A 24497-nucleotide genomic window follows, 5' to 3' on the forward strand; every position below is an offset into this window, starting at 1 on the left:
TGGGAGAAACCATGTCTAGACGAACTGTGAATGCTTCGAACGCTGCGGCAGTAGGACCATATTCGCACGCGACATGGGCCGGCAACCTGTTATTTTGCTCGGGCCAGACGCCGCTCGATTCCAGCACCGGCAAACTTGTCGACGGAACCGTCGCCGATCAGACACGCCAGTGTTTTGATAATCTGTTTGAAGTTCTTGAAGCAGCAGGCTTGGGGTCGGATGATGTCGTATCCGTCAACGTTTATCTCACCGACATGGACGACTTTGGTCAGATGAATGAGATTTACGCCACACGTTTTTCATCGCCCTATCCTGCCCGCACCACAATCGGCTGCGCCAGCTTGCCGCTGGGTGCACGCATTGAAATCGGTCTAACGGCAAAACGGCAATCATGACCCGGTCATTGGCGAGCTTGTCGAAATGGCTGATGGCGAGCCTTGATCAGTAGGGGAATATAGATGGGAAACATGAAATTCTGGGCCGCGGCTGCTCATATTGCCCCCGTCTATCTCGATCCTGGGGCGAGCGCGGAAAAAGCTTGCTCGGTGATAGCAGAGGCGGCCCGAAATGGCGCATCGCTCGTGGTATTTTCGGAGAGCTTTCTTCCCGGTTTCCCTGTCTGGGCAGCACTTTACCCGCCCATTCAATCGCACGAGCATTTCAAACGCTTCTTGACAGCTTCGGTGTACATTGACGGCCCGGAAATTGAGCGTGTGCGAAAGGCCGCCTCCGATAACGGTGTTTTCGTTTCAATCGGTTTTTCCGAGCGCAACCCGGCAAGTGTCGGAGGTTTGTGGAATAGCAATGTTCTGATTTCCGATACCGGCCAAATCCTGATCCACCATCGAAAACTGGTCGCAACCTTCTTTGAAAAACTAGTTTGGGATCCGGGCGATGGCGCAGGATTGGTCGTCGCAAACACGAGAATCGGTCGCATTGGCGGCCTAATTTGCGGGGAAAATACAAATCCGCTCGCGCGCTACAGCCTGATGACGCAGGGCGAGCAAGTTCATATAAGTAGCTATCCGCCGATCTGGCCCACTCGCGTTCCCACAGAAAGCGACAACTACGACAACCGGGCAGCCAACCGCATCCGTGCCTCAGCGCACTGCTTCGAGGCCAAGTGCTTCGGGATCATCGTGGCGGGGCACCTGGACGAAGTCGCACGCAAATCCATTGCTTTGGATGATCCTGCGATCGAAGCGATCATAGATGCCAGTCCGCGGGCCACTAGCTTTTTCCTAGGGCCGACTGGCGCCGCAACTGGTGACGAAATGATCGATGAAGGTATCGGCTATGCCCAAATCGATCTCGACGACTGTGTTGAGCCGAAACGATTTCACGACGTCGTTGCTGGTTACAACCGCTTCGATATTTTCGACGTCACCGTGAACCGGGTGCGTCGAAACCCAATCAGATTTTTGGAAGGCCGCGCTGAGGACGCTCTAACGAGCCCCGAGGCCGTGGCCGTGCCGGAGTAAAGGTGATGGCGCGGACGGGTATGCACATGACCAAGAAGGGTTTCTCCTTCCAGGGCCCTGCCGACGGCGTTCATGCCCTTAAATCGTGGATCACCCCTGAAGATGATCTTTTTCTGGTGACGCATATGGGGTTCCTGGAGATCGACCCCGAGCATTGGCATTTGGATGTGGATGGCCTCGTCGGCAACCCGACGAGATTGCATCTGTCTGACCTCCAAGCAATGCCACAGCGCGAGTACATGTCGTTTCACGAATGCGCTGGAAGTCCGCTTGCGCCGACAGTGGCTAAACGCAGGATCGGAAATGTGGTTTGGAAAGGCGTGCCGCTGTCGCTTGTTCTGGAACGTGCAAAGATCAGCACCGATGCGTCATATGTATGGACTTCCGGCCTCGAGTGGGGCGAATACGCCGAAATTGAAGAAGCCTATCAAAAAGACCTGCCTATCGAGAAAGCACTCGCGGAAGAGGTTCTTCTTGCACTTGAGATCAACGGCCGGCCGCTCACTCCGGAGCGTGGAGGTCCGGTTCGACTGGTTGTGCCGGGTTGGTATGGCACGAATTCCGTAAAGTGGGTTGGTTCCATCACGGCCGCGAACCGGCGCGCAAGCGGCGCCTATACGACGCGGTTCTATAATGACCCCACCGCGTCGGGAACGAAGCCGGTTTGGGACGTGACCCCGGAGTCCGTTATCGTATCGCCGTCCCCAAATGATCTGCTGTCAGCGGACATGCCAACGAAAATATGGGGCTGGGCTTGGGGAGATTGCCAGATCTCTAGCGTCGAGGTCAGCGTGGACGGTGGAGGCTCATGGCGGACTGCCTCAGTAGGGCCGCGCGAGGGAAGAAGTTGGCAGCGGTTCGAGTTGACTTGGTCGCCGGAGCCAGGCCCCCACGTCCTGTTATGTCGCTGCAAAAACGAGCTTGGGGAAGAACAGCCGGTATCTGATGCGAGAAACGCGGTGCACTCGGTTCAAGTTCAAGTTGATTTCTAGTGCCCCGCTTCTACAGCAATCAGGAGGTGACACGGCACCACGATTTTTCCGATGCAACCGATGCCGATCTCGCCATCTATCGCGGAGAGATCTCTTCGGTTGTCCAACTCCTCATCGCACCCACGATTGCAAGCTTGGCGATTGGAAATCGGCACGCCTTCTGGGTTAGCGCTGCGACCCGTTCTCAAGCGAGCCCAGGCACGAAAAACTAAGGTCCACATGAACATTTAGGAGAAGTGCGTTCCGGCTCGTTGAGTCCTGCTTCAGAAAGATCGCTTTTCATGCGGGCGGAGTGCCGAACCCACTTCGACTCCTAAGCGATCGAAGCACGCATCATCTTGTCGTTCAGTGTTTGGGCCAAGTCGGCCGAGAGGCAGCCGAACCTACAGGCCGCGGACCAGATCTCGCCCGGCGCCAGGATGGGGACATTGTTTTCCTGCTTTTCCTTTAAGATAACCCTCGATCCCCGAGGCGCACGGCAGCGCCAGGCCCGGTGCGTTTTGGTCCGGGGTGCAGGACATCAGCGCACGGCCCTCGGCAGCTCGGCCATCCGGAAGCCCATATGGTCGGCCACGCCGTCACGGTGGTTTTGGAGCGATTCGGCCCAGCCGTCGTTCTTGGCGGCGAACTGGAAAAAACGGCGACGAAAATTATCAATCAACCCTCGGACTTCTGAGCAAGCTGAGCATCTGACGCGCAGCGCTTTCATCAGTCACCAAAGTATTGCAGCCGATTCGCCTGATAGCTGCCAAGATTGCGGCGGCTCGTTGTTCTCCCCCCGATGCGATAACCACGTGCCGTGCGCGTCTCACTGTATCGAGATCGACTGACATCACCCGATCGTTTACCGGATGGTCCACCGTGCGGCCGTCTCGATCAAGAAAATTGCACAGAACATCGCACATTGCTCCCTTGCCGATGAGCGTCTCCAACTCCTCTGGCGCAAGAGATGCGACCGACAGCGATGTTGAATGGGTGCCGATATCGCCGACGCTCACCAGTGCAATGTCCAGATCGGCGGACAGCTTCATGATCCGATTCAAGCCGCACTTTTCGATTAGGCGTTCTTTGGTGTCGGGAGAGTCAACCAGCAGCGGCGCCATCAAAAGAAAACATTGCGCCCCGAGTTGATTGGCGAGCTGCCAGGTAAAATCGATCGGGTTTTCATGCTGGGCTTCCACTGTACCTCCAAGCAGAGACACAATTTTTACCCCTTCGCGCCGCAGCGGGCGAAAACTCGAAAGCGCGGCACTGAGTGTTCGTCCCCAGCCAACCCCGATCGTCGCGTTGTTGGGAATGGTGTCGGAAAGAAACTGACCCAGCGCTTGCCCAACGGCCCGGGCCGTTCCGTCGACATCTTTCGCCGGCGGCGTGACGATCACTTCGTCGAGATTGAGCGCGGCTTCCAGCTCAGATGCCAGCTCCAACTCGCTTGCGGCCTGCTTCACCCAAATCTGGATTTCGCCCCGCTTCAGCGCCTCATCGAGGAGCTTAACGATTGTGCTGCGGCTGACCCCCAGTTTTGCGGCGACTTCGTTTTGGGTAAGTTTCTGATTGTAATAAAGAAAAGCTGCCTTCAACCTGAGGCTTTCAGCGTCCAGCAAGCTGGTGGGGGGCATCCTTGTCAGTTTTGTCATCCAATCCGCCCCTCCGAAAGTGTCGGCAGCCCATAATTCTACCAACTTGGATAATCGTTGCGCCCACGATGCGAACGGCGCCCAAATCCGTTCGCAGATCTTCGAGTAAAGCATCTCTAGACGTGGCGATTCACCCTTAACTGGCGCGGCTAACCTCCGCAATAGCTTGCGGTGCTTGGCGTCACATTTGACTGCTCTCGTCGTATCCAGCCACGATGATTTCTCTGCGCCACGGCGGGTCACTTCCGCGGTGCTCGCAGGCAAGACTTGCAACATGTGCGGCAAACTCGAGAGCTTTGCGAGCCCGGTCACCCGTCAAGGCACCGATGCTATCGCGATGCAAGTCGCCGCTCTGCTGGAGATGGGTGAGAAAGCCTGCAATGAGTGCGTCTCCGGCTCCAACGGTATCAACAACCCTTGCAGGGCGTGCTGGAACTTCAACGACTCTGCCACCCGCAAGATAAACCGTTGCGCCGCCCGCACCCCGGCTGACGAGGACGATCTTGGCCCGGTTTGAAAGCCAACTCTCCGCTGCTGAATGCGGCCCAACACCCGGCTGCATGAATCCGAGATCCGTCACCGACAGCTTTACGATATCAGCCATACCGCAGAGGCGATTGAGACGCTGGCGATATGCCTCTGGATCCTGCGCCAGACCGGGCCGGCAGTTTGGATCGATTGAGAGCACGCGCTTACCCTGTTCGTTCTCGAACAGCGACTCGCAAGCGCTCGAGACAGGGGGGTGAATCAACGTGACCGAACCGATGTGCAGGACGTCAACCTCGGTGCCCAAAGATGGTGCCCCTTTCAGCGTCCAGTGCCGTGCCGCACTGCCGCTGTCATAGAACGCGTACTCAGGCTCGTCGTCGCCCAGACGCACAAAAGCCAACGTCGTGTCGAAAGGCAGGCGGGTTGCATAGCGAAGATCAATCCCCGCTTCGTTGAATTGCTGAACCAGCATGGCGCCAAAAAAATCCTCGGACAGCCCTCCCATGAATCCGACTTTCCCGCCTAACCTGCCAATCGCTGTCGCGATGTTGCAGCAGGATCCACCACAGACAGGGATGTAGCCACTGCCACCTTCCGGGAGCGCGACCGGCAAGAAGTCAATCAAGGCATCACCGCAGACAACGATCATGAACTCATCCCCCCAATTCCAATACGGCACTCTTCAGAAATTCACAAAGATGCCGGCTTACGGCTCTGCTTGCCTCAACGTGAGGAAGATGCCCGGTATCCGGCAGAGTCAGCACTTGAGCGTTGAACCTCGACAGTCTCGGACGGTCGATCGGATTTATCGTGTCTTCCTCTCCCCAAATGACGATCCGCGGAACTCTGCTGACGGCTATGGAGGCCACATGGGGTTCAATCGAGGTCTCGACATGGCTTAACTCCGAAGCCAGGGCTCTAAGAGCGGCACGAATGCCCGGTCGTTCCAGGTGATCGAGGAGCCGTTGAGCGATCGGTGGCGTTATCAGGCGCGGGCGCGAGACCAAACGCTGAAGTAGCGCCAACGCAGAGCCCAACTCGTTAAGTTCAGGCAGTTCGCTCAGAAATTCTCGACCGACCTCTTTGCCCAGACCAGCCGGTGCGATCAGGCCAAGGCCGGCGACCAAATCCGGTCGGCGGGCTGCCAGTTCGATGGCGATTGCGCCGCCCAGTGAATGCCCCACCACTACAAAGCGATCGTTCTGTCGCGCGAGTGCGTCAATCAGTTCATCGGCCATCTCCGAGATTTTCATGCCATTCCTGCCAGGCGGTTGACCGCCATGCGCAGGCAGGTCGCAGCTAAAAACCGCAAACGACTGCATGAGCGCGTCCTGATTGGCTATCCAGCTCATTCGATCAGCTCCGAACCCGTGGAGAAGCAGAAGGTTCGGCCCCGACCCACCCAAGCGGAAGACTGGAAGCGGTAAGTTTGCGGTCGCGTTTGTCATGTCTCGATGATCCCAAGCGTGGAGCCCACTGCCGCAAGCTCGTCTGCGGGAATCAGGATTTTCTTCAGAATGCCTGTCGCTGGGGCTTCGATTTCCATGGTGACCTTGGGTGTCGTGATCAGGACGAGTTGTTCACCTTCGGTGACCATGTCGCCTTCCGTCTTGAACCACTCGTCGATCTGGGCCTCGTCGATTTCGTTTCCGAGATTCGGCATGATGATCGGGATATCCATATGTGTTCCTCGCTCAAAAATGTGTTGGTTCACAGACCGAGACGGGCAAGTTCCCGATCGTCCCAGTCACGTATGCTGCGGCGGTTGCTGCGCTGGCCTGGAAACAACTCGCTGGTGATGACATCAATGATGTCATCTTTCTGGGGAAAGTAGGTTGATTCCATCTCAGCGCCGGGCACGATCCAATTCGGAGAGCCGATTACACGAGGCGCGGCGTGAAGAGTTTCATAGCCGAATCGCGTAATGTTTGCGGCGAGCGTCATCAGGAAGCTGCCGCGCTCCGAGGCCTCCGATACCAGTACGATGCGTCCGGTTTTCCTTATCGAGGCAAGCACGGGTTCATAGTTAAATGGAACAAGCGAACGCGCATCAATCACTTCGACCGAGATGCCGAAGGTGCTTTCGAGTTCTTCAGCAGCAGCGAGCGCGGAGTAAAGCGAAGGTCCCACCGTCAGAATTGTGACGTCTTCTCCAGCGCGCTTACAATCGGGTTCACCAATGGGAAGTTGGTAGTAGCCGGTCGGCACGCCTTCATTGCGGAACTCTTCCACGGTGTCGTAGAGGCGCTGGCTTTCAAAGAAAACCACCGGATCGTTGCCTGACAATGCGGAAGCCAACAGGCCTTTCGCATCATACGGCGTTGCCGGATATACAACTTTGAGGCCTGGAATATGGGCGCATAATGCCGTCCAGTCTTGACTATGCTGGGCGCCGTACTTCGAACCGATCGAGCAACGCAAAACGACGGGAACCTTCAGCTCACCTCCGGACATCGATTGCCATTTTGCCATCTGATTGAAGACTTCGTCGCCCGCCCGGCCTAGAAAGTCGCCATACATCAGTTCCACCAGCGCGCGGCCGCCCTCGAGCGCAAAGCCGACCGCCGTCGCAACGATCGCAGCTTCGGAGATCGGTGAATTGAACAACCGATCATGCGGTAGGATTTCGGCAAGCCCCCGGTAAACGCCGAATGCGCCACCCCATTCCCGGCATTCTTCCCCATAGGCGACAAGACTGCCGTCGTGCGTCATGTGGTGCAAGACGGACTCGAACAACGCGTCACGCAATGTGATAGCCCGCATGGGTGACAGCTTGGCTCCGTCCTCGGCAAAGCCGTATCGACTTTTCTTCGCGTCCTGACGGATCCGGCTCACCTCGTCGACAGGCTTGAGGAGCGAAACTTCTTGCGAGGGCAGCTCTATGTTGGTGTTCGAGAACATGAGCTTGCCGATCAGCGTTGGATCTGCATGAATATCAACGGGAGGAGTAAGTGCCGGATCGACCGCGATCGCAGTAATCGAGCGCATGCGATCCGTTGTCTGTTCGCGCAGTTCGGCGACCTGGCCAGCGGTCACAATCCCGGCCTCCTGAAGGCGATTGGAGAACAGAATGATAGGATCGTGCTGTTCCCACGCCTGCATCTCGTCCTTCGTCCGATATGAGTTGATATCTGTTGTTGAATGACCCGAGCTGCGGTAACATTCTACGTCCAGCAAGGCGGGCCCGCGGCCTTGAACCAAAAGCTCGCGCTTGCGTGCGACGGCGTCAGCAACGGCGAGCGGATTTGTTCCGTCGACGGTTTCCGCGTGTATGGCTTGCTGGTTGACCGCCAGCCCTATGCGAGACAGGCGGTCCCATCCCATTGTTTCGCCGATGGTCTGACCGCCCATCGCATAAAAGTTGTTGGTGAAGAAAAACAGGACCGGCAAACCTCCTTTGAAAGCATCTGCCCACAGCGTCTCGAATTGTGCCATAGCGGCGAAATTCATAGCTTCCCAGACGGGCCCGCAGCCAGTAGAGCCATCGCCCGCGTTGGCCACAGTGATGCCGCTGGCCCCCGCAAGCTTCTTTCGCAATGCGGCCCCCGTGGCTATTCCGGCGGACGCGCCGACAATTGCGTTGTTCGGATAAGTCCCAAAAGGCGGGAAGAAGGCATGCATCGACCCGCCCATGCCTCGGTTGAAACCGGTTGAGCGCATGAAGATCTCTGAAAGCAGGCCGAGCAGTAGAAAATTCTCCGCGGTCTCGCTTGTTTTCGGACCCTGCAGCGAGGTCTCCACGGTCCTGAGAAGCGTACCACGCTCATGGCTCTCCATAATCAGACGCAAGGCATCATCTGGGAGCTTTCGGATCGCAGAAAGGCCCTTCGCGATGAACTCGCCATGGCTGCGATGACTGCCGAAAATATGGTCATCCGGCTCGAGTGAGGCTGCCGCTCCGACGGCAGCAGCCTCTTGCCCGATCGAAAGGTGAGCCGGCCCTTTGTAGTTAAACTCAATGCCGCAATATGCTCCCTTTCCCTTTAGCGAAGCCAAAATCGTCTCAAATTCGCGTATGATAATCATATCGCGCAGAATTTGCAGCAATCCCTCGTCGCCATACCGGGCACGTTCCGCCTCGATATTCTCATCGTACGCGTGGATAGGAATTGAGGGTGCTTTCAACGTACTGCGCACCTTGAAGGTCCTGGGGTCGATGTGGATTTCCTTGGGCATTCTGACCTCCGATGGGATTTGCCGGGGTCACAATCCCCTTAGCCACTAGACATATATCGTCACAACAAATGTATTTCAAGAAAGATTTTTGTGTTAGGTTCTTTTTAAGCGATGATCGTACAAATGCGACGGAACGGCAATTTGTGGCGTGGCATGGTGTTGGAGCCTGTAAACAAATGTGTTTCACAAGCTATATTTGTGTTGACCTTTGCAAATTTTTCGATGACTATTCCCATAATGATCAGCGGTGAAGAGATGTCGCGCTGACGCTGTCTGGTCCAGCGTTCTCGTTGGCTCTGCAGCGGATTACGGGAGGATAAATGCAATGGCAAAATTTGGAATGCACTTCAGTCTGTGGGCGCCCGAGTGGACGACAGAGGCGGCCAACGCCGCTATCCCTGAGGCGGCGCGATACGGGCTGGAAATAATCGAGATCCCTTTGTTCGAGCCGGCCAAAATCGATCTGGATCACGCAAAGTCGATAATCCGAGATCATGGTCTTCAGGCAACCGCGTCGCTTTGCCTGCCCGAAGACAAGATGGCTCACCTGGCTCCGGAAGCCTGTACGCAATATCTGTTTCAAGTTCTCGACGCCGCTCACCACATTGGGTGCTCCATGCTGACTGGCGTCACCTACTCGGCGCTCGGCTACAAGACCGGTGTTCCCCCAACAAGTAGCGAGTACGAAGCGGTGGTTCGGGCACTGAAGCCGGTAGCCCGGCGCGCTGCTGGACTCGGCATGACGTTCGGTGTCGAACCTTGCACACGCTTCGACACCCACATTCTCAATACGGCCGCGCAAGGAATATGGCTGCTTGAGCAAATCGATGAACCGAATACCTTCGTCCACCTCGACACCTATCACATGAACGTAGAGGAGAGTGGTTTCGACGACGGCATCCGCCAGGCCGCGGGACGCTCGCCCTATATCCACCTTTCCGAAAGTCATCGCGGTGTCCCAGGCACCGGTACCGTAGATTGGGAACTGGTCTTCCGGACATTGCGCGACACCGGATTCGATGGCGATCTTGTCATTGAGAGCTTTGTCTCGGTACCGCCACAGCTTGCTGCGGCACTCTGCATGTGGCGGCCGGCCGCGCCCAATGCTGGCGCTGTACTTGATCAAGGGCTGCCGTATTTGCGCGGCTTGGCGACACGCTACGGCCTCTGAGGCGACATCTGGCGGCGACGGGCCGCAGACGCAATTCCGAAAATCTAGAGTCTACAACGCTCACAGGAGGAGAAGAGCATGAAACGTCGTGACATTTTGAAGTTTTCTTTGGCCGCAGGCGTGGCATGGCTGATTGCCACGCCAAACCTCGCGATGGCGGCCGACCCAGTCATGGTGACTGTTGTCAAGATTGCCGGCATCCCGTACTTCGGTGCCCTTGAGCGCGGCCTGCAGGAGGCAGGGAAGCAATTCAACATCGACGTTTCCATGACCGGTCCGGCAAACATCGACCCGGCTCAGCAGGTCAAGCTGCTGGAAGATCTGATCGCCAAAAAGGTGGACGTGATCGGCCTTGTGCCCCTGGACGTCAAGGCCTGCGAGCCTGTGCTCAAGCGGGCTCAGGCAGCAGGCATCAAGGTTATTGTCCACGAGGGGCCGGAACAGGAGGGCCGCGACTGGGACGTCGAACTCATTGACTCGACCAAGTTCGGCGAAGTTCAAATGCAGAGCCTCGCCAAGGAAATGGGCGAGGAAGGGGACTATGTCGTCTATGTCGGCACCCTGACTACCCCGCTGCACAACAAGTGGGCCGACGCGGCCATCGCCTATCAAAAGGCACATTATCCCAAGATGAACCTCGTGGCCGATCGCTTCCCTGGCGCCGACGAAATCGACAGCGCCTACCGCACGACCATCGACGTGCTGAAGGCCTATCCGAAGCTCAAGGGTATTCTCGCGTTTGGCTCGAACGGTCCGATCGCCGCCGGCAACGCCGTGAAGGAAAAGCACCTGAGCAAGCGGGTTGCCGTCATAGGCACGGTGCTGCCGTCGCAGGCCAAGGACCTGATCATGGACGGCGTCATTCGGGAAGGTTTCATGTGGAACCCGAGAGAAGCTGGCTCTGCGATGGTTGCCGTCGCCAGATTGGTCCTCGACGGAACGAAAATCGAGGACGGGATGGATGTTCCCGGCCTCGGCAAGGCTACGGTGGATGTTCCCGGAAAGCTCATCAAGGTCGACAAGATCACCCACATCAACAAAGAAACCGTGGATGGCCTGATCGCCCAAGGTCTGTAGCCGTCCTTGCAGGAAATACCGCAGGCGGGTCCGCGCTCGCCTGCGGCAGGACAGATGCCAGCGACTAAGGGTAAAGCCCACTATGACCACATTCCTTGAATTGACCCATGTCTCCAAGCATTTCGGCGGAGTTCGTGCGCTTCGAGATGTCGATCTGTCGCTGGAGGCCGGCGAAGTTCACTGTCTTGTTGGCGAAAATGGTTCGGGCAAATCCACCCTGATCAAGATTATTGCTGGCGTGCAGGCGCCCGATCCAGGTGGTAGCATCGTTCTGGAGGGTCGCGAACATGCGCGTTTGGACCCCATTCTTTCCACCAAGAGTGGCATCCAGGTTATCTATCAGGATCTCTCCCTCTTCCCCAATATGTCCGTGGCGGAGAACATCGCCATCGGCAGCCACATGGGCTTGCCTCGGCTCGCGAATTGGAACCGCATAAATGACATTGCGGCGAAAGCCATGGCCCGCATCAACGTCAATCTCGACCTGGAGACGATGGTGTCGGACCTCTCTATCGCAAACCGGCAACTGGTTGCGATTTGCCGCGCCATGGCCGCCGACGCAAAGCTGGTCATCATGGACGAGCCCACCGCCTCGTTGACCCGGCATGAGGTGGATTCTCTGCTGCGTGTCGTCAACGACCTTAAGAGCAGAGACATTTGCACGGTGTTCGTATCCCACCGTCTCGATGAAGTAATGGAGATAGCCGAGCGCGTAACGGTTCTGCGTGACGGCGGTAAGGTGGGGACCTTCGATGCCAGCGAGATCACTTCACGGCGGCTCGAGACCTTGATGACCGGTCATGAGTTCCACTATGCGCCTCCGCGGCCCGGAGGCGAGGCTGCGGAGGTTGTGCTGGCGGTTCGAAACCTGTCTCGACCAGGCCACTACGAGGATATCAGCTTCGACATTCGCAAAGGAGAGATCGTCGGCCTTACCGGGCTTTTGGGCTCCGGACGGACAGAACTCGCACTCAGCATCTTCGGTATGAATCCACCGTCCCGCGGCACGATTGAAGTCTCCGGAAAGCCGCTGATAGCCAGCTCCAATCGTGTCGCAATAGCCAGCGGCGTGGCTTACGTCCCGGAAGACAGGTTGATGCTCGGCCTGGCGCTGGGGCAGCCCATTTCTGCAAACATCCTCGCGACGGTCCTCGACAGCTTGGCCGGCAAATTCGGCCTCATCAACCCCGCCAAACGTGTAGCCGCAGCCGATGATTGGATCGTTCGCCTGAACACGAAAGTGTCCGACCTCGAAAATCCCGTCGGAACTCTGTCAGGAGGCAACCAGCAACGGGTAGTGTTGGGCAAGTGGATGGCCACAAAACCCCGCGTGCTGATACTCGATAGCCCAACCGTCGGCGTGGACATCAAGGCCAAGGACGGAATCTATGAGATAGTGCACCGATTGGCGGCAGAAGGCGTCGGGGTACTGCTCATCTCCGACGAAGCCCAGGAGGTCTTCTACCACACCCATCGTGTCCTGGTCATGCGGCAAGGCAGGCTCGTCAGCGAAGTGGATCCGCTTTCGTCGACCGAGAGAAATCTGCAGGAGGAAATCTATGCCTAAGACAATTCAACGCTGGACACGAAGTCACGAATTTTGGCTGCTTGCGGTCGTCATCGTATTGTCCCTGTTCCTCACGGCAGCGACGGACAGTTTTCTGACGCTGCAAAACCTTTTCGACCTTCTCACCTCCACTTCGTTTGCAGGCATTCTTGCAGCCGGTCTGCTTGTGGTCTTGGTGTTCGGTGGGATCGACATCTCCTTTACTGCCATAGCCAGCGTCGCTCAATATGTGGCTCTCATGATTGCCAAGACCTATCCAATTGGGTGGTTCGGAGTGTTCCTTGTCGCCTGCTGCACTGGTATACTATGTGGGCTATTCAATGCGGCTATTATTCATAAGGTTCGCATCTCTTCGGTTATTGTGACTATATCCACTCTCAATATTTTTTATGGGTTGCTAATATATATCACCCGCGGCGACTATATCACCTCGCTTCCCAGCTATTTCCGCGAAGGGATCTGGTGGTTCGAATTCACCGACAGTAATGGATTTCCTTATGCGATCAATTTCCAGGCGCTGTTGCTAGTGGTCGCATTCTTTATGACCTGGGTCTTGCTCAACAAGACAAACATCGGTCGTCAAATATATGCCATGGGGGGGAATGAGATAGCCGCCGAACGCCTTGGTTTTCATGTCTTCGGCCTGAGGTGCCTTGTCTACGGTTATATGGGGTTCATGGCTGCGATCGCATCAATATCGCAAGCCCAGCTGGCCCAATCGGTTACGCCGACGACGCTCATCGGCAAGGAACTCGAAGTGCTTGCGGCTGTCGTTCTTGGCGGCGCGAGTCTGGCCGGTGGCAACGGCTCCGTGTTTGGCGCCGTACTGGGCGTGATGCTCATCGCAATTTTGCAGAACGGACTGATATTGCTTGGCGTGTCCTCATACTGGAATCAGTTCTTTGTCGGCTGCGTTATTCTGCTTGCGGTCTCGGCGACTGCGCTGTCTCAGCGGCGTCGGCATGCTGGACTCGCGTCCTAGGGAGGAAATTACCATGAAGCCGTCCGCCAATCGATCTCTCATATCCCGTTTCGTTCGAGAGAACGCCACAACGATGACGCTTGCTACCATTTTCATGGCCGTTCTAGCGGTGTTTGGCCTCATTCTCGGCGATCGGCTGCTGAGTGTGGGAACATTTCAGTCGATAGCCTTTCAGACCCCGGAACTTGGCATTCTTGGTCTTGCGATGATGCTTGCGCTCCTTTCCGGCGGGCTGAATTTGTCGATCATTTCGACGGCCAATCTCTGCGCTTTGACGATAGCGTCGGTGTTGCAGTTCACAATTCCGTGGGGCGATGCTGGAAGTGTGCTTTGGCTCACCTGGCAAGTAGGCGCGGTTGCCGCGGGCCTCGCCGTCGCAATTCTGATAGGCCTGTTGAACGGCTTCATCATCGCCTATCTCGGAGTATCCCCCATTCTGGCCACACTGGGGACCATGATCGCCTGCAAAGGTCTTGCCATTGGACTGACGCGTGGAAACGTCTTGTCAGGCTTTTCAGATCCAATCGTTGCGATTGGAAATGGAACCTATCTGGGGGTACCGCTTGCGTTCCTGCTGTTTGTTGCCCTTTGCGTGTTCGTGTCGGTGGTTCTTCGGCGATCATCCTTCGGTCAGAAGGTCTACCTTGTCGGCGCCAACGAGAAAGCTGCCCAGTTCTCGGGCATACATGTCAAACGAGTTTTGCTTTTGACGTATGCCTTATCGGGCGCGCTTGCAGGATGCGGCGGGCTTGTAATGATGGCCCGATTCAATTCTGCCAACGCGTCCTATGGCGAGAGCTTCCTTCTCATCAGCATCCTGGCGGCGGTTCTGGGGGGCATCGATCCATATGGCGGCACCGGAAAAGTATCAGGGTTGTTTGCTGCGTTGCTGCTCTTGCAGCTGATCTCCTCCGCGTTCAATTTGATGAACTTTAGCCAGTTCCTGACAATTGCCATCTGGGGGGCACTTCTGATCGGCGTTTCCGCGCTCCGCTCAGGCACAGGCATATTCGATCGGTTGCACCTCTTCGAATTCTGGAGAGCAAAGAGCGCCGTGTCCGAAAACCCCTGATCCGTTCGTCTTGGAAAGTGGACGGAGGATGCCTTAACGACAGTGGCGCTCAAAAATGTCTGCACCAAACCACGAAGCTGAGCCGGCGTGGAGCACCATCGATGTGTGGAATTGCCGAGCGATTGTCACTTGCCGAATAGATATGAGGAGAAGTTCAGTTCATGGACAAGCTTGCGCAATTGCGTCAAATGACGACGGTAGTCGCCGACACCGCCGACGTTGAAGCCGTCAAGCGCCTCAAGCCAATGGATTGTACCACCAATCCCACCATTGTGCTCCAGGCGCTAAAAACTCCTATCTACGATGAAGATTTTGAGGAAGCATTCGAGTGGGGGAGCAAGGCCTCCGCCGAAGGCGCGCTATACCTTCGCCGCGCTGTGGATGTGAAGAATATCTGGATCCCCTACGGAGATTAAGGGCTCCAACTCTGGTCATGCGGGCGGGAGGAGAACCGCACCGGCAGGCGAGAACGACGGAATTTGAGGGAATCGCAGAGTTGTAACGGACTTGCGGTATGGGCTCGGTTTTGCGGCACGAGGTGCTGCGAAATGGTGCAACTAAGGGAGGATTTTCATGCTGAAAAATATCGATCCGGCTCTGAATGCGGATGTGCTGCACGCGCTTCGATCCATGGGGCATGGCGACACGGTCGTCGTTTCCGACACCAATTTTCCTTCGGATTCCATTGCCCGGCAAACGGTGCTCGGCAAGCTGTTGCGGATAGACAATGTGTCGGCTGCCCGCGCCATCAAAGCTATTCTTTCGGTAATGCCGCTGGATACGCCGCTACAGCCGTCCGCCGGGCGAATGGAAATCATGGGCGCGCCGGACGAGATCCCTCCCGTGCAACAGGAAGTCCAGGCCGTTGTCGACGGCGCCGAGGGCAAACCGGCGCTAATGTATGGCATCGAGCGTTTCGCCTTCTATGAGGAGGCAAAAAAGGCCTATTGCGTCATCACCACGGGCGAAAACCGCTTCTACGGCTGCTTCCTCTTCACCAAAGGCGTCATTCCGCCGGAAACCGTTTGAGGGGAAACGATAATGAAGGTGGGTGTTTCGATCCTCGGGATTTTCGTCGTCGGCTTCTCGGCAGCGCTGTCGCGGGGCGTTACTCCGGTCGAGGCCCTGCGCTTCGGCTGCGCGACCGCCGGTATCGCGGTGACGCGACGGGGTACCGCGCCTGCAATGCCGAAGAACGAGGAAATCGAGGCGCTTCTGCAGAAAGGAGGCGCAGCATGACCCGCAACGATCCGGTCAAACACTTCTTCATCTGGCCGGCGCTGCTGATCGTGCTGGTGATCTCGATCTTCCCGCTGATCTATTCGCTGACCACCAGCTTCATGAGCCTACGGCTCGTGCCGCCGATCCCCGCGCATTTCGTCGGCTTCGGCAACTATGCGGAACTGCTTCAGAACCCTCGCTTCTGGAGTGTCACCTGGACGACGACGATCATCGCTTTTGTTGCGGTGTCGCTGCAGTATGTCATCGGTTTTTCCGTGGCGCTGGCGCTCAGCCGTCGGGTGCCTGGCGAAGGTTTGTTCCGGGTCAGCTTCCTCGTGCCAATGCTGGTGGCGCCCGTCGCCGTTGCACTCATTGCCCGCCAGATCCTCAACCCGACGATGGGCCCTCTCAACGAGTTGATGACCGCCTTCGGCTTTCCCAATCTGCCGTTTCTGACGCAGACCAGATGGGCTATCGGCGCCATCATTTCCGTCGAAGTGTGGCAGTGGACACCCTTCGTCATCCTCATGCTTCTTGCCGGCCTGCAAACCCTGCCGGAGGACGTCTACGAGGCTGCCGCGCTTGAAAATGCCAGCCCCTGGCAGCAGTTCTGGGGGATCACTTTCCCGATGATGCTGCCGATTTCGGTGGCTGTGGTCTTCATCCGCCTCATCGAGAGCTACAAGATCATCGATACGGTGTTCGTGATGACCGGCGGAGGACCTGGCATTTCGACCGAAACGCTCACCTTGTTCGCCTATCAGGAGGGCTTCAAGAAGTTCAACCTCGGCTACACCTCCGCCCTGTCCTTCCTGTTCCTGATCGTCATTACCGTGATCGGGCTCGTCTATCTCGCCATCCTGAAGCCCTATCTGGAGAAGCACAAATGAGCGTGCGTGACCTCAAAGGATCCGGCCGCTGGTGGGCGCTCGCAGGCTGCCTGCTCTGGCTGGCCTTCACCTTCTTCCCGCTTTACTGGGTGGCGATCACCTCGTTCAAATCGCCGCTCGGCGTCGTCGGCGGGCCGACCTATGTTCCATTTGTCGATTTCGACCCGACGTTGACAGCCTGGAGCGAGCTTCTGTCGGGCGCGCGCGGCCAGTTCTATAACACCTTCATCGCCTCGACGATCGTCGGGCTTTCGGCATCGGTGCTGGCCACCTTTATCGGATCAATGGCAGCCTATGCTCTGGTGCGCTTCACCTTCGAGGTCAGGCTGCTGTCCGGCGTGATTTTCGTCGTCGTCGCCTTCGGCGGATATCTGCTTGGCCGCCATGTGCTGGGCTTCGGACAGGCTATCTCGCTAATCTACGCCTTTGTCGCAGCGCTTGCACTGGCCGTCGGCTCCAGCCGGATCAAGCTTCCAGGGCCGGTCCTCGGCAATGACGATATCGTCTTCTGGTTCGTGAGCCAGCGCATGTTTCCGCCGATCGTCGCCGCCTTCGCCTTGTTCCTGATGTATACGGAAATGGGCAAGATGGGCATCAAGCTGGTGGATACCTATACGGGTCTTACCTTCGCCTACGTCGCTTTCTCGCTGCCGATCGTGATCTGGCTGATGCGCGATTTCTTCGCGGCGCTGCCAGTCGAGGTGGAGGAAGCGGCGATGGTCGACAACGTCCCCACATGGAGAATTTTCTTCGGTATCGTCCTGCCCATGTCCAAACCGGGCCTGATCGCTACGTTCATGATCACGCTCGCCTTTGTCTGGAACGAGTTCCTGTTTGCTCTCTTCCTGACCAATTCCAAATGGCAGACACTCCCCATTCTCGTCGCAGGCCAGAACAGCCAACGCGGCGATGAATGGTGGGCGATATCGGCAGCCGCCTTGGTCGCGATCATACCCATGGTCGTCATGGCGGGCATTTTGAGCAGGCTGATGCGGTCCGGCCTGCTTTTAGGAGCAATAAAGTGACCGCTCAACAACCCTAGTCATTGTTCAATTCCGGGGAGGAAAACATGAGAAGATTGCTATTGAGTTCAACGGCTGCGGCACTGCTTGCTGCGGCGGGCACCACATCCGCGCTTGCCTGCGAACCGGATTATACCGGTGTCACGCTCACCGCCACGACGCAGACGGGGCCCTATATCGCCTCTGCGCTGCAACTCGCGGGCAAGGGTTGGGAAGAAAAGACTTGCGGCAAGGTGAACGTCGTTGAATTTCCCTGGTCGGAACTCTATCCGAAGATTGTAACCTCGTTGACCTCGGGCGAAGACACGTTCGACGTGGTCGCCTTCGCACCGGCCTGGGCACCGGACTTTACCGACTATCTCTCGGAAATGCCGAAAGCGATGCAATCGGGTGCCGACTGGGAGGACATTGCCCCGGTTTACCGCGAGCAACTGATGGTCTGGAACGGCAAGGTCCTGTCGCAGACCATGGACGGTGACGCCCATACCTATACCTACCGCATTGATCTGTTTGAAAACGCGGAAAACCAGAGCGCCTTCAAGGCGAAGTATGGCTACGATCTAGCCCCGCCGAAGACATGGAAGCAGTATCTCGACATCGCTGAATTCTTCCAGCAGCCGGATAAGGGCCTCTGGGGCACGGCGGAAGCCTTCCGCCGTGGTGGCCAGCAGTTCTGGTTCCTGTTCAGCCATGTTGCCGGTTACACAAGCCATCCGGATAATCCGGGCGGCATGTTCTTCGATCCGGATACGATGGATGCGCAGGTCAACAATCCGGGCTGGGTTCGCGGCCTTGAGGAATATATCCGCGCTTCGAAGCTGGCGCCGCCGAATGCGTTGAACTTCTCCTTCGGCGAAGTCAATGCCGCCTTTGCGGGCGGACAGGTCGCGGAATCGATCGGCTGGGGCGACACCGGCGTCATCGCCGCCGACCCGAAACAGTCGAAGGTTGCTGGCAATGTCGGTTCGGCATCGCTGCCGGGCTCGGACGAAATCTGGAACTACAAGACCAAGAAGTGGGACAAGCAGGCCGAGGTCGTCCAGACCTCCTTCATGGCCTTCGGTGGCTGGCAGGCGGCTGTTCCGTCGTCCTCCAAGAACCAGGAGGCGGCCTGGAACTATATCCACTTCCTGACGAGCCCGGCGGTTTCCGGTCAGGCGGCGATTACCGGCGGCACAGGCGTCAACCCTTACCGCCTTTCGCATACGACAAATACCAAGTTGTGGTCGAAGATCTTCTCCGAGCGCGAGGCTAAGGAATATCTCGGCGCGCAGAAGGACGCCGTCACAGCGAAAAACACGGCGCTCGATATGCGCCTGCCGGGCTACTTCTCCTACACGGAAATTCTCGAGATCGAGCTTTCCAAGGCATTGGCCGGAGAAGTGACGCCCCAGCAGGCGCTGGATACCGTGGCTGACGGATGGAACAAGCTTACGGACGAGTTCGGCCGTGACAAACAACGGGCAGCTTATCGCTCGTCGATGGGCCTGCCTGCGAAGTAGGCCGTCTTCAATAAATCCCATCCCGGCTCTGCGGGGTGGGATCAGCATCGTTGGTAGAGGAAGGGACCATCGCCGCTTCGGGTAGGCGATGGAATTCTCATGAAAAGGTTTCAGCATGTCGCAGGTGCGTTTGGATCAGGTCACCAAGTCCTTCGGTAGCGTTGCGGTCATTCCTCCGCTCGATCTGGTGATTGCCGACAAGGAATTCGTGGTTCTCGTCGGGCCTTCCGGTTGTGGGAAGACAACCACGCTGCGAATGATCGCGGGGCTGGAACAGGCGACGTCCGGAGAAATCCGCATCGGCGAGCGAGAGGTTACTGCGTTGCGTCCGGGTCTGCGCAATTGCTCGATGGTGTTTCAGAATTATGCCCTCTATCCGCATATGACGGTCGCCGAAAACATTGGCTACGGCATGAAGGTGCGTGGAACGCCGAAAGAGGACATCGACACTGCTGTTGCGAATGCTGCGCGCATTCTCAATCTCGGCGCCTATCTCAATCGCAAACCGAGCGCGCTTTCGGGCGGTCAACGTCAGCGCGTCGCCATCGGGCGCGCCATTGTACGCCAGCCCGATGTTTTTCTGTTCGATGAACCGCTATCCAATCTGGACGCCAAGTTGCGCATCGAAATGCGCACCGAGATCAAACTGCTGCATCGCCGTCTGCAGACCACGATCGTCTATGTGACGCACGACCAGGTGGAGGCGATGACCATGGCCGACCGGGTCGTGGTGATGAACCAGGGCCGGATCGAACAGGCTGCCGACCCGATCACGCTTTATGAATCGCCGAAGAACCTCTTCGTCGCCGCTTTCATCGGCGCGCCCAGCATGAATTTCGTTCAAGGACGGTTGGAGGCCGGCGACGGCGGCGTTGTCTTCCGGGCGGAAGGCGATGTGGCGATTGTCGTTCCCGCACGCATGGAGGAGCATCTCTCGGCGGGTATTGGCCAGGCTGTCGTTCTCGGTATTCGGCCAGAGCACACGATGACAGCGGACAGCACCTTTCCGATGATCCGCGTGCACGTCGCGGATATCGAACCTCTCGGCCCGCACACGCTTGCCATCGGTAAAGCTGGTGCGAGTGCGTTTACCGCTCAGATTCACGCTTCATCCAGGGTCAGACCGGAGGACACGATCGATGTTCCGATCGATCCGGAAAAGATGCATTTCTTCTTGAAAAGTACCGGTGAGGCTCTAAGGCGCTGAACCTGCGGGGTGTCACCGTTCAGCCAGGTCTGGTGACATTGCCATCTGTTTCTCTCAAAGCTGCAGTTCCATAAACCTGCTTATGCAACGTTATAACATTACGAGGTACATTCTATTTCCAAGTGCGACATGCCAGTAATTTCAATGGCTTCACTTTGGAGATTTTGGCATGTCTCGATGCTATATGCAGCTTGCCCTCGCCGACCGGCGACGCCTACATCAGCTGGTGGCGGCAAAAGTTCCCGTCAACGAGATGGCACGTCAGCTTGGCCGTCATCGCTCGACGATTTACCGCGAGATCAAGCGCAATACGTTTCACGACCGTGAACTGCCGGACTACAACGGTTATTACAGCACGGTTGCGAACGACATTGCGCAGGACCGACGTCGCCGGCTGAGAAAGCTGCGGCGCCACCCGACCTTGCGCACAGAGATCATCAACCAGTTGGAGGCTCGCTGGTCGCCGGAACAGATTGCCGGACGCCTGCTGTCGGACGGCCTCAGTCGTATTCGCGTTTGCAAGGAGACAATCTATCGCTTCATCTACAGCAAGGAAGATTATGGGCTTGGTCTCTATCAGTATCTACCGGAGGCACGCCGCAAACGTCGTGCAATGCGCTCCAGGAAGCCGCGCGACGGTGCGTTTCCAGCCACGCACCGCATATCCCAACGGCCTGATTTTGTTGGAGATAGATCGCGGTTTGGCCATTGGGAGGGTGACCTTCTCATCTTCGAACGCCCACTCGGCCATGCCAATATCACCACTCTCGTCGAGCGCAAGAGCCGCTATACCGTTCTCATCAAGAATCCGAGCCGGCACTCGCGCCCAATCATGGACAAGATCATCAGAGCGTTTTCTCCTTTGCCGGCGTTCGCGCGTCAAAGCTTCACGTTGAATCGAGGGACCGAGTTTGCCGGGTTCAGGGCTTTGGAAGAAGGGATCGGTGCGTGCAGTTGGTTTTGCGACCCAAGTGCGCCTTGGCAAAAAGGGACAGTCGAGAACACCAACAAGCGCATTCGACGCTTCCTGCCAGGCACCACAGATCTGGCAGTTGTGTCGCAACGCGACCTTCTCCACCTCACGCGTCATGTCAACGATCAACCGCGCAAATGCCTCGGATACAGGACGCCGACCGAGGTGTTTATGGCGCATTTGCACGAAGATAGGTGATCCCCTACTCTGCAAAACAGGCGTGATGCACTTGGGTTAGCTTTTCCACGAATTGATTCGTAATGTCGGAAGCTGCTATTCGTCGTCGGGAGTCTGCGGTTTGACTGCCGCCAGAAGGCATTCCTCGCAGTCGTTCCTGAACCTCGTCGCCTGCAGGTGCTTGCCGTATTCCTCTCGAGTTTTTTCACCCGCAATGACCTGCTCCGATGTCACCCCATCCGGATCGCCCAGTATTGTCGCAAGAGCCATCCGGAATATTGCGGCCGGGAAGGACAGGATCAACGTCCCGTTTTTGAGTCGGAAGTCCTCTGGTTCGACGGCATTTCCATGAAGGAAGTTGTTCCTCAGGTCATTCATCTTCATATAGAGCGCATTCGCGAGCCGGAGGTCGAAGGTCTTTCCGCCGCCGAAGTCAGCCGAATGTGTCTCCTCCCTCGCCATCTCGCTCTGCCATGGAATGGACTTCAGCAGGTCGAGCACCCTCTGACGGGTCGCCTTGCCGGTCGCTCCGGGATGCACGAGGATCTCGAACGCGCTGACCCACAGGGACAGGACGCGACCGTAGTCGTAGAAGGATTCGGTGGAACCGGTAGGAGACGACAGGCGCATCGCGGACGCAGCCATTTTCAGAGACCGTAGAATAGCGCGCGACGTCCAATCGTTGTGCCCGTCGATGAACCGGGACTTCCATAGCGCGAGGAGCTGCTTGAAGAACCGGGGATGCGCCGGCTCGTTTCCGACGTCCTGGACCGGAACGGCCGCCGACGCCGCGCCGCGGAACTTGTCGAGTTCGTGGATTGCCCACAGCGCGGCGTTACCGGCGACGAGTCTCTTGCCCTGCGGGTCGATCATCCACGGGTAGATCTCGAAGGCATCGGTATGAAACGGGCCGACGTTCCTGCGCCATGTCACCGCCCTCACTCTGGCATCAAGCACGACACAGGCGACAACTATATCCATGAAGCTCGAAATTGCCTCCGAGTTCGGGCGATCCGGATAGGCATCCGATCTCACCAGCAGGCTCGGTCTTAGCCGCTGACCGTGGTTGCCTTCGAATTTCGAGAGAAAGGTCTGGAGGTTTGGACCGTTGGCGAGGGCATCTAGGAAGCGATCATCCTGGAAGCCCACCAGCGCCATGTGCTCGCCTGCAAAGACGTCCGACATCATGTTAATGTTCGGCAGGACACCAAGCGCGGTCCACTTCAGTGCCATCTCCATCTCTCCTGTAACGTTTAGCGACCGGGAAGGTACAAGGCTGGCCAAGATTCCTGCAAACGCGCGATGCGGGCCGTCCACAGAAACTCGGGCTAGAAGGTCTTCGGCATTGCAAGTCAATAGCGGCGGCCAGGTTACCCGCCCTTGCGGAAATCGGCGTTTCCCTCTGGCGGCCCCCTCCCCGATGCAGTATCGAGGCGCGTTCGCGCTAGGCAAGCGTCAGGCCAGCGACGCTCGCTATCACGAGCGAAGAAGGAGCATCGCATGAAGACAGTCTACACCATCGGCTACGAGGGCACCGACATCGAGCGTTTCGTGAAGACGCTGACCGCCGTCGGAATCGAAGCGGTAGCAGATGTCCGGGCAGTTCCCCTGTCACGCAAGAAGGGATTCTCCAAGAACGCTTTGCGGGAGCATCTTGAAAAAGCCGGCATCAAGTATCTCGCGATGCAGCAGCTTGGCGATCCGAAAGAAGGCCGTGAAGCGGCGAAGGCGGGCGACTACGATCGGTTCCGCTCGATCTATTCCGGGCATGTTGACCTTCCCGAAGTAGCCGCGGCAATTGAAGAGCTCGCGACCGCCTCCGAGGAGCAGGCGGTCTGCCTCCTCTGCTTCGAACGCGATCCGAAAACCTGCCACCGATTCATAGTCGGCGAACGCATGGGCGCTTTCGGATACGAGATGACGCATCTCTTCGGCGACGATCCTGCACGGTACATCCGAAACCAGGACCGGCTTCCGAAGCGGTCGTAGCTCTTTAGCTATAGCAGCAGCCCCTGGGCAAGATGTGGCGGATAGATGAGGCTGATGATCAACCACTGGTCCTGAAACCGGTGCTGGTTGCCCATGAGAAACATCAGGTCCTTCGCTGGAATCTTATTTTCGAGTTGGTCCCGGAAGTATTTTTCCCAGTCGGCTCCATGGGAGCGATGACAGTTCAAATAGAGAGCACCCACCTCCCAGTCCACAAGCTTGTGCCTGAACATTTTCGCGCCTGGACCTTCGCCGCACTGGTAGCGGTAGTAAAAGTCGAAGGGAAGCTTCTGCAGGGTCCTGATCGATGGCTTGTCTTCATCATCGAAGAGACCGCCCTGCTTTTGCTCTTGCACTAGCTTCGCCAGTTCCTCTTCGGTCCATTCGGGATTCGAGACTGGCTCGATATCCAGACCAAGGATCCGCGCCGGCTTCAACATGGCGAGCGACATACCGCTGGCCCGCTGCTCGGCATCTATCTTATCGAAATGATCGTAGACATGGATGGGCGAGATCAGGTGTCTTCGTTCGGCCCAATCCTTGCCCGGCTGAACGACGGCTTCGCCTTCGATCGTGTCGACCTTGATGGTCAAGCTTTCCTGCCGATGATCTTTGCGCGCTTTTTCAACCTTCGCACGGATCCACTGCCACTTCTTAAACTGTTGACCCGTGGCAATAAGACGAAAAGGAACCGGGAAGAGGCGGACCAGCTTGCCACTCTCGTCCATCCCAGCAACACACGTCGTCTCCGCATACTTTCCGCTCGGCGACGGGTAGGTCTTGCAGAGAATAAGAATTCGAGCATCGACGACGGCCATGGATCTCTCCGGGGCGAATCAACCCAGCTTCAAGGAGTTGCGCAATAGCGCCTG

The 24497-nt window shown here is 57.2% G+C and carries 23 protein-coding genes and 1 pseudogene; 17 read left to right on the forward strand and 7 right to left on the reverse strand.

Going from position 1 to position 24497, the window contains the following annotated elements; translation table 11 throughout:
• Window positions 1–11: 11 nt before the first annotated feature.
• The 3 genes from RL_RS25525 to RL_RS25535 all read left to right on the forward strand — a co-directional run bounded on the left by RL_RS25525 (window position 12) and on the right by RL_RS25535 (window position 2473).
• Window positions 12–395 (forward strand): RidA family protein, encoded by a 384-nt coding sequence (locus tag RL_RS25525; protein ID WP_011654701.1) that lies wholly within the window; start codon window positions 12–14, stop codon window positions 393–395.
• A 63-nt stretch (window positions 396–458) separates the two neighbouring features.
• The gene (locus RL_RS25530) at window positions 459–1481 is read left to right on the forward strand and encodes a carbon-nitrogen hydrolase family protein (RefSeq protein ID WP_011654702.1); all 1023 of its coding nucleotides are present in this window, start codon (window positions 459–461) and stop codon (window positions 1479–1481) included.
• Between the two features lie 5 nt (window positions 1482–1486).
• Entirely contained in the window at window positions 1487–2473 is a 987-nt protein-coding gene (locus RL_RS25535) for a molybdopterin-dependent oxidoreductase (protein ID WP_041936697.1), read from the forward strand.
• A 653-nt stretch (window positions 2474–3126) separates the two neighbouring features.
• On the opposite strand, the gene RL_RS25545 is transcribed toward RL_RS25535, so the two are convergent.
• The 5 genes from RL_RS25545 to RL_RS25565 form a co-directional block, all read right to left on the reverse strand.
• Window positions 3127–4110, reverse strand: coding sequence for a sugar-binding transcriptional regulator (locus RL_RS25545; RefSeq protein ID WP_011654705.1), 984 nt, complete (start codon window positions 4108–4110; stop codon window positions 3127–3129).
• Between the two features lie 181 nt (window positions 4111–4291).
• Window positions 4292–5248, reverse strand: a complete 957-nt coding sequence (locus RL_RS25550) for a carbohydrate kinase family protein (protein WP_011654706.1) — start codon at window positions 5246–5248, stop codon at window positions 4292–4294.
• A 4-nt stretch (window positions 5249–5252) separates the two neighbouring features.
• Window positions 5253–5951, reverse strand: a complete 699-nt coding sequence (locus RL_RS25555) for an alpha/beta fold hydrolase (protein WP_244432389.1) — start codon at window positions 5949–5951, stop codon at window positions 5253–5255.
• A gap of 92 nt (window positions 5952–6043) precedes the next feature.
• Window positions 6044–6280, reverse strand: a complete 237-nt coding sequence (locus RL_RS25560) for a lipoyl domain-containing protein (RefSeq protein WP_011654708.1) — start codon at window positions 6278–6280, stop codon at window positions 6044–6046.
• A gap of 29 nt (window positions 6281–6309) precedes the next feature.
• Window positions 6310–8775 (reverse strand): alpha-ketoacid dehydrogenase subunit alpha/beta, encoded by a 2466-nt coding sequence (locus tag RL_RS25565; RefSeq protein WP_041936699.1) that lies wholly within the window; start codon window positions 8773–8775, stop codon window positions 6310–6312.
• 325 nt (window positions 8776–9100) lie between these two features.
• Here RL_RS25565 and RL_RS25570 point away from each other — a divergent pair, with 325 nt between their 5' ends.
• The 13 genes and pseudogenes from RL_RS25570 (at window position 9101) to RL_RS25630 (ending at window position 21657) form a co-directional block, all read left to right on the forward strand.
• Window positions 9101–9946, forward strand: a complete 846-nt coding sequence (locus RL_RS25570) for a sugar phosphate isomerase/epimerase family protein (RefSeq protein ID WP_011654710.1) — start codon at window positions 9101–9103, stop codon at window positions 9944–9946.
• 78 nt (window positions 9947–10024) lie between these two features.
• A complete protein-coding gene (locus RL_RS25575) occupies window positions 10025–11023 on the forward strand; it encodes a substrate-binding domain-containing protein (RefSeq protein ID WP_011654711.1) in 999 nt (332 codons plus the stop codon).
• Between the two features lie 82 nt (window positions 11024–11105).
• A complete protein-coding gene (locus tag RL_RS25580; protein WP_011654712.1) occupies window positions 11106–12590 on the forward strand; it encodes a sugar ABC transporter ATP-binding protein in 1485 nt (494 codons plus the stop codon).
• A complete protein-coding gene (locus RL_RS25585) occupies window positions 12583–13572 on the forward strand; it encodes an ABC transporter permease (RefSeq protein ID WP_011654713.1) in 990 nt (329 codons plus the stop codon). Before RL_RS25580 ends, RL_RS25585 begins: the two co-directional genes overlap by 8 nt.
• 13 nt (window positions 13573–13585) lie before the next feature.
• Complete coding sequence (locus tag RL_RS25590) at window positions 13586–14644, forward strand: ABC transporter permease (protein WP_011654714.1); 1059 nt, start codon at window positions 13586–13588, stop codon at window positions 14642–14644.
• Between the two features lie 161 nt (window positions 14645–14805).
• A pseudogene (locus tag RL_RS25595) lies at window positions 14806–14985 on the forward strand (transaldolase family protein); the annotation flags it as partial.
• A gap of 232 nt (window positions 14986–15217) precedes the next feature.
• The gene (locus tag RL_RS25600; protein ID WP_011654715.1) at window positions 15218–15673 is read left to right on the forward strand and encodes an RbsD/FucU family protein; all 456 of its coding nucleotides are present in this window, start codon (window positions 15218–15220) and stop codon (window positions 15671–15673) included.
• Window positions 15674–15685: 12 nt separating this feature from the next.
• Window positions 15686–15883 carry a PfkB family carbohydrate kinase gene (locus tag RL_RS25605; protein ID WP_041936701.1) on the forward strand — a complete coding sequence of 66 codons (198 nt, stop codon included), beginning with the start codon at window positions 15686–15688 and terminating at the stop codon, window positions 15881–15883.
• Entirely contained in the window at window positions 15880–16755 is an 876-nt protein-coding gene (locus tag RL_RS25610) for a carbohydrate ABC transporter permease (RefSeq protein WP_003560016.1), read from the forward strand. The genes RL_RS25605 and RL_RS25610 overlap by 4 nt, the downstream gene beginning before the upstream one ends.
• Window positions 16752–17780 carry a carbohydrate ABC transporter permease gene (locus RL_RS25615; protein WP_011654716.1) on the forward strand — a complete coding sequence of 343 codons (1029 nt, stop codon included), beginning with the start codon at window positions 16752–16754 and terminating at the stop codon, window positions 17778–17780. Before RL_RS25610 ends, RL_RS25615 begins: the two co-directional genes overlap by 4 nt.
• 44 nt (window positions 17781–17824) lie before the next feature.
• The gene (locus RL_RS25620) at window positions 17825–19279 is read left to right on the forward strand and encodes an extracellular solute-binding protein (RefSeq protein ID WP_011654717.1); all 1455 of its coding nucleotides are present in this window, start codon (window positions 17825–17827) and stop codon (window positions 19277–19279) included.
• A 115-nt stretch (window positions 19280–19394) separates the two neighbouring features.
• A complete protein-coding gene (locus tag RL_RS25625) occupies window positions 19395–20486 on the forward strand; it encodes an ABC transporter ATP-binding protein (protein WP_011654718.1) in 1092 nt (363 codons plus the stop codon).
• Between the two features lie 169 nt (window positions 20487–20655).
• Entirely contained in the window at window positions 20656–21657 is a 1002-nt protein-coding gene (locus RL_RS25630; protein ID WP_011654719.1) for an IS30-like element ISRle2 family transposase, read from the forward strand.
• A 75-nt stretch (window positions 21658–21732) separates the two neighbouring features.
• Here the strand turns inward: RL_RS25630 and RL_RS25635 are convergent, their stop codons facing one another.
• On the reverse strand, window positions 21733–22875 hold the full coding sequence (locus RL_RS25635; protein WP_244432390.1) for a hypothetical protein: 1143 nt from the start codon (window positions 22873–22875) through the stop codon (window positions 21733–21735).
• 261 nt (window positions 22876–23136) lie between these two features.
• Here RL_RS25635 and RL_RS25640 point away from each other — a divergent pair, with 261 nt between their 5' ends.
• Entirely contained in the window at window positions 23137–23625 is a 489-nt protein-coding gene (locus RL_RS25640; RefSeq protein WP_011654721.1) for a DUF488 domain-containing protein, read from the forward strand.
• A gap of 8 nt (window positions 23626–23633) precedes the next feature.
• Here the strand turns inward: RL_RS25640 and RL_RS25645 are convergent, their stop codons facing one another.
• On the reverse strand, window positions 23634–24443 hold the full coding sequence (locus RL_RS25645; protein WP_011654722.1) for a hypothetical protein: 810 nt from the start codon (window positions 24441–24443) through the stop codon (window positions 23634–23636).
• Between the last annotated feature and the right edge of the window lie 54 nt (window positions 24444–24497).

It is taken from the genome of Rhizobium johnstonii 3841 (assembly GCF_000009265.1).
Classification (GTDB): domain Bacteria; phylum Pseudomonadota; class Alphaproteobacteria; order Rhizobiales; family Rhizobiaceae; genus Rhizobium; species Rhizobium acaciae.

Bases quoted from the DNA above. Each gene is read 5' to 3' on its own strand.
- RL_RS25600 (WP_011654715.1), top strand. From the start codon at position 15,218: ATGCTGAAAAATATCGATCCGGCTCTGAATGCGGATGTGCTGCACGCG.
- RL_RS25635 (WP_244432390.1), bottom strand. From the start codon at position 22,875: ATGGAGATGGCACTGAAGTGGACCGCGCTTGGTGTCCTGCCGAACATT.
- RL_RS25640 (WP_011654721.1), top strand. From the start codon at position 23,137: ATGAAGACAGTCTACACCATCGGCTACGAGGGCACCGACATCGAGCGT.
- RL_RS25560 (WP_011654708.1), bottom strand. From the start codon at position 6,280: ATGGATATCCCGATCATCATGCCGAATCTCGGAAACGAAATCGACGAG.
- RL_RS25535 (WP_041936697.1), top strand. From the start codon at position 1,487: ATGGCGCGGACGGGTATGCACATGACCAAGAAGGGTTTCTCCTTCCAG.
- RL_RS25580 (WP_011654712.1), top strand. From the start codon at position 11,106: ATGACCACATTCCTTGAATTGACCCATGTCTCCAAGCATTTCGGCGGA.
- RL_RS25550 (WP_011654706.1), bottom strand. From the start codon at position 5,248: ATGATCGTTGTCTGCGGTGATGCCTTGATTGACTTCTTGCCGGTCGCG.
- RL_RS25620 (WP_011654717.1), top strand. From the start codon at position 17,825: ATGAGAAGATTGCTATTGAGTTCAACGGCTGCGGCACTGCTTGCTGCG.
- RL_RS25530 (WP_011654702.1), top strand. From the start codon at position 459: ATGGGAAACATGAAATTCTGGGCCGCGGCTGCTCATATTGCCCCCGTC.
- RL_RS25645 (WP_011654722.1), bottom strand. From the start codon at position 24,443: ATGGCCGTCGTCGATGCTCGAATTCTTATTCTCTGCAAGACCTACCCG.
- RL_RS25525 (WP_011654701.1), top strand. From the start codon at position 12: ATGTCTAGACGAACTGTGAATGCTTCGAACGCTGCGGCAGTAGGACCA.
- RL_RS25585 (WP_011654713.1), top strand. From the start codon at position 12,583: ATGCCTAAGACAATTCAACGCTGGACACGAAGTCACGAATTTTGGCTG.
- RL_RS25605 (WP_041936701.1), top strand. From the start codon at position 15,686: ATGAAGGTGGGTGTTTCGATCCTCGGGATTTTCGTCGTCGGCTTCTCG.
- RL_RS25615 (WP_011654716.1), top strand. From the start codon at position 16,752: ATGAGCGTGCGTGACCTCAAAGGATCCGGCCGCTGGTGGGCGCTCGCA.
- RL_RS25630 (WP_011654719.1), top strand. From the start codon at position 20,656: ATGTCTCGATGCTATATGCAGCTTGCCCTCGCCGACCGGCGACGCCTA.
- RL_RS25625 (WP_011654718.1), top strand. From the start codon at position 19,395: ATGTCGCAGGTGCGTTTGGATCAGGTCACCAAGTCCTTCGGTAGCGTT.
- RL_RS25570 (WP_011654710.1), top strand. From the start codon at position 9,101: ATGGCAAAATTTGGAATGCACTTCAGTCTGTGGGCGCCCGAGTGGACG.
- RL_RS25575 (WP_011654711.1), top strand. From the start codon at position 10,025: ATGAAACGTCGTGACATTTTGAAGTTTTCTTTGGCCGCAGGCGTGGCA.
- RL_RS25565 (WP_041936699.1), bottom strand. From the start codon at position 8,775: ATGCCCAAGGAAATCCACATCGACCCCAGGACCTTCAAGGTGCGCAGT.
- RL_RS25545 (WP_011654705.1), bottom strand. From the start codon at position 4,110: ATGACAAAACTGACAAGGATGCCCCCCACCAGCTTGCTGGACGCTGAA.
- RL_RS25590 (WP_011654714.1), top strand. From the start codon at position 13,586: ATGAAGCCGTCCGCCAATCGATCTCTCATATCCCGTTTCGTTCGAGAG.
- RL_RS25610 (WP_003560016.1), top strand. From the start codon at position 15,880: ATGACCCGCAACGATCCGGTCAAACACTTCTTCATCTGGCCGGCGCTG.
- RL_RS25555 (WP_244432389.1), bottom strand. From the start codon at position 5,951: ATGAGCTGGATAGCCAATCAGGACGCGCTCATGCAGTCGTTTGCGGTT.